Source organism: Streptomyces sp. NPDC059398 (assembly GCF_042751845.1).
In the GTDB taxonomy this organism is placed as follows: Bacteria; Actinomycetota; Actinomycetes; order Streptomycetales; family Streptomycetaceae; genus Streptomyces.
Map to the genome: position 1 here is coordinate 23,162 of NZ_JBHYWP010000078.1, position 8,843 is coordinate 32,004.

At 74.5% G+C, this 8,843-nt stretch carries 7 protein-coding genes and 1 pseudogene; 7 read left to right on the forward strand and 1 reads right to left on the reverse strand.

The features are described 5' to 3' along the window. The first annotated feature begins 15 nt into the window (after window positions 1-15). Genes ACFXBC_RS24885 through ACFXBC_RS24895 form a run of 3 tightly spaced genes read left to right on the forward strand, consistent with a single transcriptional unit; the run spans window position 16 to window position 4,252 of the window. Entirely contained in the window at window positions 16-2,130 is a 2,115-nt protein-coding gene (locus ACFXBC_RS24885) for a putative cobaltochelatase (protein WP_385028497.1), read from the forward strand. Beyond that, window positions 2,130-2,726, forward strand: a complete 597-nt coding sequence (cobO, locus tag ACFXBC_RS24890) for a cob(I)yrinic acid a,c-diamide adenosyltransferase (protein ID WP_385028500.1) — start codon at window positions 2,130-2,132, stop codon at window positions 2,724-2,726. Before ACFXBC_RS24885 ends, cobO begins: the two co-directional genes overlap by 1 nt. Continuing rightward, a complete protein-coding gene (locus tag ACFXBC_RS24895; RefSeq protein WP_385028503.1) occupies window positions 2,720-4,252 on the forward strand; it encodes a cobyrinate a,c-diamide synthase in 1,533 nt (510 codons plus the stop codon). Before cobO ends, ACFXBC_RS24895 begins: the two co-directional genes overlap by 7 nt. Window positions 4,253-4,362: 110 nt before the next feature. Here the strand turns inward: ACFXBC_RS24895 and ACFXBC_RS24900 are convergent, their stop codons facing one another. Then, window positions 4,363-5,085: a ZIP family metal transporter gene (locus ACFXBC_RS24900; protein ID WP_385028506.1), complete on the reverse strand. Its 723-nt coding sequence runs from the start codon at window positions 5,083-5,085 to the stop codon at window positions 4,363-4,365. Between the two features lie 142 nt (window positions 5,086-5,227). On the opposite strand from ACFXBC_RS24900, the pseudogene ACFXBC_RS24905 reads away from it, so the two are divergent. The 4 genes and pseudogenes from ACFXBC_RS24905 to ACFXBC_RS24920 all read left to right on the forward strand — a co-directional run. Next, window positions 5,228-5,608: pseudogene (locus ACFXBC_RS24905) on the forward strand (cobalamin biosynthesis protein); the annotation flags it as partial. Between the two features lie 91 nt (window positions 5,609-5,699). Continuing rightward, on the forward strand, window positions 5,700-6,800 hold the full coding sequence (gene cobC, locus ACFXBC_RS24910; RefSeq protein ID WP_385028510.1) for an Rv2231c family pyridoxal phosphate-dependent protein CobC: 1,101 nt from the start codon (window positions 5,700-5,702) through the stop codon (window positions 6,798-6,800). Between the two features lie 106 nt (window positions 6,801-6,906). After that, entirely contained in the window at window positions 6,907-7,353 is a 447-nt protein-coding gene (locus ACFXBC_RS24915) for a MarR family winged helix-turn-helix transcriptional regulator (RefSeq protein WP_385028513.1), read from the forward strand. Continuing rightward, a partial coding sequence (locus ACFXBC_RS24920) for an MFS transporter (RefSeq protein ID WP_385028516.1) occupies window positions 7,346-8,843 on the forward strand: 1,498 nt, incomplete at its 3' end. The genes ACFXBC_RS24915 and ACFXBC_RS24920, both read left to right, overlap by 8 nt.

Here is an 8,843-nt window from a genome sequence, read left to right on the forward strand (position 1 = left end):
AGGAGTGATCCCGAAGTGACCACGCCCTATCCGTTCACCGCTGTCGTGGGCATGGACGACCTGCGTCTCGGGCTGCTGCTCAACGCGGTCAGCCCGGCAGTCGGCGGCGTGCTCGTGCGCGGCGAGAAGGGGACCGCGAAGAGTACGGCGGTGCGGGCTCTGTCCGCACTGCTGCCCGGGGTCCCGGTGGTACCGGGGTGCCGCTTCTCGTGCGACCCCGGCGCGCCCGACCCGGCGTGTCCGGACGGCCCCCACGAGTCCGCCGACGGCGTGTCGCGCGAGGCGCGCATGGTCGAACTGCCCGTCGGCGCGTCCGAGGACCGGCTGGTCGGCGCCCTGGACATCGAACGCGCGCTGGCCGAGGGCGTGAAGGCCTTCGAGCCGGGGCTGCTCGCCGACGCGCACCGAGGGATCCTCTATGTCGACGAAGTCAACCTGCTGCACGACCACTTGGTGGATCTGCTGCTGGACGCCGCGGCGATGGGCGCCTCGTACGTGGAGCGCGAGGGCGTCTCCGTACGGCATGCGGCGCGGTTCCTGCTCGTCGGGACGATGAACCCCGAAGAGGGTGAGCTGCGGCCGCAGTTGCTGGACCGCTTCGGGCTGACCGTCGAGGTCGCCGCCTCGCGCGATCCGGACCAGCGGGTCGAGGTGGTGCGCAGGAGGCTCGCGTACGACGACGACCCCGCCGGGTTCACGGCCCGCTGGGCGGACGAGGAGGGCGCGCTGCGGGAGCGGATCGTGGCCGCGCGTGCGCTGCTGCCCTCGGTACGGCTGGGCGACCGGGCGCTGCGGCAGATCGCCGCGACCTGTGCCGCCTTCGAGGTGGACGGGATGCGCGCGGACATCGTGATGGCGCGCACCGCGACCGCGCTGGCGGCCTGGGCGGGGCGTACGGACGTCACGGCCGACGATGTGCGGCAGGCGGCGCTGCTCGCGCTGCCGCACCGCCGCAGGCGCAACCCGTTCGACGCGCCGGGGCTCGACGAGGACAAGCTCGACGACACGCTGGCGGAGTCCGCGGGCGACGGCGACGGGCCCGACGGCGACGACGACGGCCCCGGGCCCGAAGGTGGCGGCGGTGGCGGGCTGCCGCCGCAGCGTGACGGGGACGGCGGCCCTGACGACACACCGGCGCGCCCGGAACCGTCGGCTGACGGGTCCGACACGCCGGCGCACGAGGAGCCGTCAGCGGACGGGTCCGGCACGCCGGCGCCGCAGGGGGCGGGCGAGGGCGGCCCCACCGCGCCCGGCGGTGGCGGGGAACAGGCGGCGGCCAGACCGGCAGAACCGTTCCGCACCCGCGTACTGAGTGTGCCGGGGCTCGGCGAGGGGGCCGCGGGGCGCCGCTCACGGGCCAGGACCGAGCACGGCCGCACCACCGGTTCACGCCGGCCGCAGGGCGCGCTCACCAAGCTCCATCTGGCGGCGACGGTCCTGGCCGCCGCGCCGCACCAGCGGGCGCGCGGGCGCTCGGGGCGCGGTCTCGTGGTGCGCAGGGACGATCTGCGGCAGGCCACCCGGGAGGGGCGCGAGGGGAATCTGGTGCTCTTCGTGGTGGACGCGTCGGGTTCGATGGCGGCCAGGCAGCGGATGAGCGCGGTGAAGGGTGCGGTGCTCTCGCTGCTGCTCGACGCATACCAGCGGCGCGACAAGGTGGGCCTGGTGACCTTCCGCGGCAAGGACGCGGAGATCGCGCTGCCGCCGACCTCGTCCGTCGACGCGGCAGCGGCCCGGCTCGACACACTGCCGACCGGCGGGCGCACCCCGGTGGCCGCCGGGCTGCTGAAGGCCCATGAGGTCCTGCGGGTCGAGCGGATGCGGGACCCGTCCCGCCGGCCGCTGCTCGTGGTCGTCACCGACGGCCGGGCCACCGGCGGCCCGGATCCTGTCGCCCTGGCGGCGCGCGCGGCGCGGCTGCACGAGGCGGAGGGCGTCGCATCGGTCGTCGTGGACTGCGAGACGGGGCCGGTCAGGCTGGGGCTCGCCGGGGAGCTGGCGCGGCGGCTCGGCGGTACGGCGGTGACGCTGGACGAGCTGCGGGCCGAGAGCATCGCAGGTCTGGTGAAGGACGTGGTCAAGGACACCGCGCAGGACATACGGAGCAGTTCGCCGAGGAGGGCAGCGTAATGCCGCAGGGACAGCCGACCACCGTGCCGGACGACGGGCTGACCACCCGGCAGCGCCGCAACCGCCCGCTGACCATGGTGCACACGGGTATCGGGAAGGGGAAGTCGACCGCTGCCTTCGGGCTCGCGCTGCGCGCCTGGAACCAGGGCTGGCCCGTCGGGGTGTTCCAGTTCGTGAAGTCCGCCAAGTGGAAGGTCGGCGAGGAGCGGGCCCTGCGGGTGCTCGGGGACAGCGGTGAGGGCGGGACGGTCGCCTGGCACAAGATGGGCGAGGGGTGGTCCTGGGTCCAGCGGTCCATCGAGTCGAGCGAGGAGGCCGCCCGAGAGGGCTGGGAGCAGGTCAAGCGCGACCTGGCGGCGGAGAGCTACCGGCTGGTCGTGCTCGACGAGTTCGCCTACCCGATGCACTGGGGGTGGGTGGACACCGATGAGGTGGTCTCCGTACTGCGGGACCGGCCGGGCACCCAGCATGTGGTGATCACCGGGCGGAACGCGCCGCAGGCGCTGCTCGACGTCGCCGACCTGGTGACCGACATGTCCAAGGTCAAGCATCCGATGGACGCGGGGCAGAAGGGGCAGAGGGGCATCGAGTGGTAGCCAGACTCGTCATCGCCGCGCCCTCGTCGGGCAGCGGCAAGACCACGGTCGCCACCGGGCTGATGGCCGCGTTCGCCGGGCGCGGGCTCGCCGTGTCGCCGCACAAGGTGGGCCCCGACTACATCGACCCGGGCTACCACGCGCTGGCGACCGGCCGCCCCGGGCGCAATCTCGACGCGTACCTCTGCGGTACGGAGCTGATCGCGCCGCTCTTCGCGCACGGTGCGGCCGGGGCGGACCTGGCGGTCGTCGAGGGCGTGATGGGGCTGTACGACGGGGCGGCCGGGCAGGGCGAGCTGGCGTCCACCGCACAGGTCGCGAAGGTGCTGCGGGCCCCGGTGGTGCTGGTGGTCGACGCGTCGTCGCAGTCCCGTTCGGCGGCGGCGTTGGTGCACGGCTTCGCCTCCTGGGACCCGGAGGTGCGGATCGGCGGGGTGATCCTCAACAAGGTGGGCTCGGACCGGCACGAGGCGCTGCTCCGGGAGGCCCTGGACGAGTCGGGGGTGCCGGTGCTCGGGGTGCTGCGGCGCACCGGGCAGGCGCGGACCCCATCCCGTCACCTGGGCCTGGTGCCGGTGGCGGAGCGGCGCCCCGACGCGGTGGGCGCGGTCGCGGCGATGGCGGAGCAGGTGCGTGCGGGGTGCGATCTGGAGGCGGTACTCGCGCTGGCGCGCAGCGCCCCGCCGCTGGACACCGCACCGTGGGACCCGTGGGAGGCACTCGGCGCGGCGGCGGACGTCGGCACGGCGGTACGGGCCTCGGCCACCGGGGAGGGCACGGCGCTACGGGCCACGGCCACCGCGGGCGGCGGGCCGGTGGCAGGCGTCGCGGCTTCCGGAGGCGGGCCGGTGGGACGGGTCGTGGCCTCCCGGGGCGGAACAGCCGGGCGGGACACCGCCTCCGGCACCGGTGCGGGCCGCCGGGCGCGGCCCGTCGTCGCCGTCGCGGGCGGGGCCGCGTTCTCCTTCTCGTACACCGAGCACACCGAGCTGCTCACCGCGGCGGGCGCCGATGTCGTCGGCTTCGACCCGCTCCATGACGAGCGGCTCCCCGAAGGGACCGGCGCGCTGGTCATAGGCGGCGGTTTCCCCGAGGTGTACGGGCCCGAGCTGTCCGCCAACGAGCCGCTGCGCCGGGCCGTGGCCGGGCTTGCGGCGTCCGGCGCACCGGTGGCCGCCGAGTGCGCCGGGCTGCTCTATCTGTCGCGGTCGCTCGACGGGCACCCGATGTGCGGTGTGCTGGACGCCGAGGCCCGGATGTCGGAGCGGCTGACGCTCGGCTACCGGGACGCGGTGGCCGTGTCGGACAGCTCGCTGGCGCGGGCCGGGACCAGGCTGCGCGCCCATGAGTTCCACCGCACCGTCCTGGAGCCGGGCGCGGGCGCCACGCCTGCGTGGGGTGTGCACCAGCCGGAGCGCCGGGTCGAGGGCTTCGTCCAGCAGGGCGTGCACGCGAGCTATCTGCACACGCACTGGGCCGCACAGCCCGGAGTCGCCCGCCGCTTCCTGGACGGGTGCGCGGGTTGAACGGTGCACGGACGGAACGGGTACGCGGTACGAGCCGGGCCACCGAGTGGAGCGGATCTGAAGCGGGTCCGGGCCGGGGAACAGCAGGTCCGGCCCGGACCGCCCGGGCCTCAGCCCGCGGCGCCCACCACCAGCCAGATGAACGCCACCCCCGCCACCGTGCAGAGCAGGGTGGAGCGGGCCGGGTGTTCGTGGTGGGCCTCGGGGAGGATCTCCGCGGCGGCGAGATAGAGCAGGACACCGCCGAAGAAGCCGAGATAGCAGCCGAGCGGCTGCTCCGGAAGGGTGAACAGCAGCGTCGATGCCGCGCCCAGCACGGGCGCCAGCGCGTCGGCGACCAGCATGGCGATCGCCTTGCGCCGCGCGTTCCCGTACAGGCTGGTCAGGGTGTACGTGTTGAAGCCGTCCGCGAAGTCGTGGGTGACCACCGCGATGGCGACGGCGGCGCCCATCCCGTCGCCCACCTGGAAGGCCGCGCCGATCGCGACACCGTCCATCAGGCTGTGGCCGACCATCGCGGCCGCCGCGGTCAGCCCGACCTGGGGCACCCGCTCCTCCGCCGCCCCGTGCGCCGCCTGGCGCACCGCGAGCAGCCGCTCCACCAGGTGGGCGACGAGGAACCCGCCGACGAACAGCAGCAGCGCGGCCGGCACCCCGAACACCTCACCGCCCGCCGCGCGCAGCGCCTCGGGCAGCAGGTCGAGCCCGACCACACCGAGCATCAGGCCGCCGGCCAGACCCAGCACGAGGTGACGCTTGTCGGTGACCCGCTGAGCGGTCCAGCCGCCGACGAGCGTCATCAGGAACGCGCCGAGCGCGACGAAGACCGCCATGGGCCCTGCCTAGCCCATGACACCCGGTTCCCGCATGTCAACGTCTGAACCCGCCGAAGACGGTCACACCCCCGTGACCACTGACGCGACCGGCCCCGTGAGCGCTGCGGTGCCCCCTGCCGTGACCGGCCCGGCGGCCGAGCCCGGTCCGCTCGTCGTGGGGGTGGGGGCGTCCCGGGGCGTGGGCGCCGACGAGGTGCTCGGACTGATCGCGGACGCCCTGCGGGACGCCGGTCTGCCGCCCTCCGGTGTCGCCGAGCTGGCGACCGTGGACGCCAGGGCAGCCGAGCCGGGGCTGGTCGCCGCCGCCGTACGGCTCGGTGTGCCACTGCGTCCGTACAGCGCCGCCGTGCTCGCCCGGATCAGGGTGCCCCATCCGTCCGGGGCCGCACGGGCCGCGGTCGGCACCCCGTCGGTGGCGGAGGCCGCCGCGCTGGCCGGCGGGGGCGAACTGCTCGTCCCGAAGCGGAAGTCGGCGCCGCACGGCCGGGCGGCGATGGCGACCTGCGCCGTGGTGCGCCGGGCCCCCGCATGACCGGCCCCGGGCCGCCGGACGGCACCATCCGGGGGCCCGGCGAATCCAGGACCTCCACAACAGTCCCACTTTCACCCTGATGACGACGGGCACCGCCTTCACCACCATGGCAGTCATGCGCACACACACGGACGTCCACGATCTGCGGCACCACGGCGACGCCGAGGTACGGGACTGCGGCCCCGGCGGCCTCACCGACCTCGCGGTCAACGTCAGGGCGGGCACTCCCCCGCCCTGGCTCAGGGACCACATAGCCGCCTCGCTCGGCGGCCTGGCCGCCTACCCCGACGGGCGGGCCGCGAGAGCGGCGGTGGCCGCCCGGCACGGGCTGCCGGTCGAACGGGTCCTGCTGACGGCCGGAGCCGCTGAGGCCTTCGTACTGATCGCCCGCGCGCTCCCGGTGCGCAGACCCGTCGTCGTACACCCGCAGTTCACCGAACCGGAGGCGGCGCTGCGCGACGCCGGACACACCGTGCGGCGGGTGCTGCTGAGCGCGGACGACGGGTTCCGGCTGGATCCCGCGGCGGTGCCCGACACGGCGGATCTGGTGGTGGCCGGCAATCCGACCAACCCGACGTCCGTCCTGCATCCGGCGGCGACGCTCGCCTCGCTGGCCGCGCCGGGCCGGCTGCTGGTGGTCGACGAGGCGTTCATGGACGCGGTGCCCGACGAACGCGAGTCGCTCGCGGGCCGTACGGATGTGCCGGGCCTGATCGTCCTGCGCAGCCTCACCAAGACATGGGGGCTCGCCGGACTGCGGATCGGCTATGTGCTGGCCGAACCGGAGACGGTGGAGCTGCTGGAGCGCGCACAGCCGCTGTGGCCGGTCTCGACCCCGGCGCTGGCCGCGGCCGAGGCGTGCTCGGCGGCGCCGGCACTCGCCGAGGCGGCGCTCGCCGCACACGCCATCGCCGCCGACCGCGCCCATCTGCTGGCCGGTCTGGCGGAGTTCGACGAGGTACGGGCGGTGGAGCCGGCCGACGGGCCGTTCGTGCTGGTACGGATGGAGCGCGCCGACGCGGTACGGGAGCGGCTGCGCAGGCTCGGCTTCGCGGCACGCCGCGGTGACACCTTTCCGGGGCTCGGGCCCGAGTGGCTGCGGCTCGCGGTGCGCGACCGTACGACCACCAACCGGTTTCTGCAGGCGCTCGACCAGGCGCTGAGCGGAGTCTCCGGCTGACGTCCCCGGCCGGTGCCTGAGCGGGGCGGAGCGCACCGGCCAGGCACAGCCCATACTGTACAGCTGAAACTGTACAAGTAAGCCTGTAGGCATTAGCGTGGCAGGCATGAGCGAGAACCCGAACCTGCCGCCCTCCGCGGTTCAGGCGTCGCGCGAGGTCCGCGCCGTCATCAGCCGGCTGCGCCGCCGCATCCTCAACGCCGCCCAGGACGAGGACCTCACCCTGGGGCAGGCCTCCGTACTGGCCCGCCTCTCCGGCAAGGCGGGCGTCACGGCGAGCGAGCTCGCCACCACCGAGGGGGTGCGGCACCAGTCGATGACGGCGACGGTCGCCTCGCTCGCCGCCCTGGGGCTCGTGGAGCGGGCCCCGGACCCGGAGGACGGGCGGCGGCTGCTGATCACGCTGACCGCGGAGGGGCACCGCCGGGTGGAGGAAGGGCGGCAGGCCCGTACGGAGTGGCTGGCGGTCCGGTTGCAGGACCGGTGCACGGAGGACGAACGGCAGGCGGTGCTCGCCGCGATGACCGTGCTGGACCGGCTGACCCATGACTGAGGCGGCGACCGGCGGCATAGCGGAGACGGAGAAACCTCGTTTCGACCGGCGGCTGCTGCCGCCGATGATGCTGGGTTCGGTTCTGAACCCGGTCAACTCGACGATCATCTCCGTCGCCCTGGTCCCCATCGGCCGGGCCCTGGGCGCACCGGCCTCGCAGACCGCGTGGCTGGTCTCGGCCCTTTACCTGGCCACCTCGCTCGGACAGCCGGTCGTGGGCCGCCTCATCGACATCTTCGGGCCGCGCAGGCTCTTCCTGCTCAGCACCGGCCTCGTCGGCGTCGCCGGGGTGGCGGGCACCCTGGCACCCAGTCTGGGGCTGCTGATTTTCGCGCGGGTGCTGCTCGGCTTCGGCACCTGCGCCGGGTACCCCGCCGCGATGGCACTGGTACGCAGTGAGGCCCAGCGCACCGGGCGGGACAGCCCCGGCGGGGTGCTGACCGCGCTGGCTGTCGCCAACCAGACCATCGCCGTCGTCGGCCCGCTCGTCGGCGGCCTGCTGATCGCGGCGGGCGGCTGGCGGGCCACCTTCGCGCTGAATGTGCCGCTGGCCGTCGCCGCCGTGTCCCTCGGGCTGCTGCGGCTGCCGAAGCAGACCGGTACGGGCGGATCCCCGATCCGTGGCCACCTGGCCGCCCAGCTCGATCTGCCCGGTATGGGCCTGTTCGCCGCGACCCTCACCTCGCTGCTGCTCTTCCTGATGAACCTGCATCTGCGCGACTGGTATCTGCTGGCGCTCGCCGCGGCGGCGGGAGCCGCGTTCGCGGTACGGGAGCTGCGGGCCGCGACCCCCTTCATCGATCTGCGGGTACTCGGCGGCAACTCACCGCTGCTCGCCACCTACGGGCGCGCGCTCGTGGCCTATGTCGTCGCGTACGGCTTCCTCTACGGCTTCAGCCAGTGGACCGAGGAGGGGTACGGGCTGACGCCCTTCCACGCCGGTCTTGTCCAGATCCCCATGTTCCTGATGGCGATCGGCGTCTCGGTCCTCTCCGGACGGCGCACGGGTGTGCGCGGGAAGCTGCTGGTCGGCGCGGCCGGGCAGATCGTCGCCTGTCTGGTGATGCTGACGCTCACCGGGAGCAGCCCGCTGTGGATGCTGCTCCTGGTCGCCCTGGTCTTCGGCGTCCCCCAGGGACTGAACAATCTGGCCCTGCAGAACTCCGTCTACTACCAGGCCGATCCCGAGCGCACCGCTTCCTCGGCCGGGCTGCTGCGTACCTTCGCCTACATCGGCTCGATGGTCGCCTCGTCCGCGACCGCCACATCCTTCGGACAGCGCGCCGGAACCGGCGGTATGCACACCCTCGCCTGGGTCATGCTCGGGGCCGGTGTGCTCTACCTGCTGCTGACCGCCTTCGACCGTACGCTCGGCCGCCCGGCGGCCACGGACGGCTCCCCCACGGCCGACGACTCCCCCCCCCGGGGGGGGGGCCCCCCCCCCGCCCCCCCCCCCCCCCCCCCCCGGGGGGGGGGGCGGGGCCGGCGCG